This window comes from Mesorhizobium sp. M2A.F.Ca.ET.067.02.1.1, assembly GCF_004023285.1.
GTDB lineage: Bacteria > Pseudomonadota > Alphaproteobacteria > Rhizobiales > Rhizobiaceae > Mesorhizobium.
Genome location: NZ_RZSB01000960.1, coordinates 1 through 1,959 on the forward strand (window position 1 = coordinate 1; position 1,959 = coordinate 1,959).

The 1,959-nt window shown below is 64.2% G+C and carries 1 protein-coding gene; it reads right to left on the reverse strand.

The genetic code is table 11. The features are described from left to right. Positions 1-1,959, reverse strand: a 1,959-nt coding sequence (locus EOA28_RS34230) for an efflux RND transporter permease subunit (RefSeq protein ID WP_148671052.1), incomplete at both ends; no start/stop codon positions are given.

The following is a 1,959-nucleotide window of genomic DNA, read 5'->3' on the forward strand; positions in this document are numbered from 1 at the left end:
CGATGCGGGTCACCGTGTCGCCGAGCGACACGCCCTGCGGCAGGTTGTAGGAGATCGTCACCGCCGGCAGCTGTCCGAGCTGGTTGATCGTCAGGGCGCCGGCCGTGCGGTCGACGCGGGCGAAGGCGCCCAGCGGCACCAGCGTGCCGCTCGACGTCCGCATCTGGATGGCCAGCATGTGTTCCGGCGACCATTCGATCTTGGGGTCGAGCTCGGTGATGACCTCATAGCTGTCGGCCGAACCGAAGATCGTCGAGACCTGGTCGGTGCCGAAGCCGCCATAAAGCGCGGAGCGCAGCGTGTCGGTGTCGATGCCGAGCTGGGCGGCCTTGTCGCGGTCGATCACAAGCGATGCCTGCAAGGCGTTGTTCTGCAGGTCGCTGGTGACGTCGGTGAACACCGTGTGGTCCGCGGCCATGGCATCATTGAGCTTTTGTGCCCAGACGTCGGTCTGCTTGGTATCGAGCCCCTGAACCACAAGCTGGTAGGCGCTGGCGGACGACCGCGAGCCGAGCCGCAGGTTCTGCACCGGCTGCATATAGGTCTCGATGCCCGCCACGCCGGCCAGCTGGCGCCTCAGATCCGAGAGCACCTTGTCGATGTTGGGGCGCTGGTCCTTGCCCTTGAGCTGGACGAAAAGCTGGCCTTGGTTGAGCGCGTTGTTGCCGCTGCCGGCCGACCAGGCCACATGGTCGACATAGGGCGACTTCGAGAACACGCTGGCCACCTGCCCCTGCAGCTTCGCCATGGCGTCGAACGAGATGTCCTGGCGCGCCATGGTGGTGACCGATATCTGGCCGATATCCTCCTGCGGGAAGAAGCCCTTCGGCGAAACCTGGATCACCCACACCGACGCCGCGGCAGTGGTGATGAAGACCAGGAAAATCAGGAAGGTGTGGCGCAGGCAGAAGCTCAAGTGCCAGTCATAGGCACGGGTGACGATGTCATGCCTGCCGGCGCCATGCGCCTCGCGATCCGCCTTGGTCACCGACAGCAGCCGCGAGCAAAGCATCGGCGTCAGCGTCAGCGAGACGAACATCGAGGCCAGGATGGCGACGGTCACCACGACGGCGAATTCGTTGAAGATGCGGCCGATGACGCCGCCCATCAGAAGCACGGGAATGAACACCGCCACCAGCGAGATCGAGATCGAGATGATGGTGAAGCCGATCTCGCGCGCGCCCTTCAGCGAGGCGTCGAAGGCCGACAGCCCGTCCTCTTCCATGTGGCGGAAGATGTTTTCGAGCATGACGATGGCGTCGTCGACGACGAGGCCGACGGCCAAAGTCAGTCCCATCAGCGAGATGTTGTCGATGGAAAAGCCGAACAGGAACATCGCGCCAAGTGTGGCGATCAGCGAGATCGGCACCGCCACCGCCGGGATGATCGTCGCCGTCACCCGGCGCAGGAAGACGAAGATCACCATCACCACGAGCGCGATGGTCAACAGCAGCGTGAACTGAACGTCGTCGACGGCCTGGCGGATCGAGGTCGAGCGGTCGTTGAGCAGCTTGATCTGGGCGACGGCCGGCATCTGGTCCTGGAAGGATGGCAGCATCGCCTTGACCTTGTCGACGACGTCGACGGTGTTGGCATCGGGCTGGCGCTGCACCGCCATGATGATCGCGCGGGTGCCGTCATACCAGCTCGCCGTTGTCGTGGTCTGCACGGAATCGACGACGCGGGTCACCTCGCCCAGCCGCACCGGATGGCCGTTCTTCGTGGCGATGATGAGGTTGGAGAAACCGGCGGCATTGGTCAGCTGCGTGTTGGCGGTGATCGTCAACTGCTGCTTGTTGTTCTGCAGCACGCCGAGCGGCGTGTTGCTGTTGGCCGAGGCGATCGCCGCCTGCAGCTGATCGATGGAGATGCCGCGCGCGGCAAGTGCGGACGGATCGATCTGGATGCGCACCGCGTATTTCTGCTGGCCGAAGATCGACACCTGGGCCACGCCGTCGA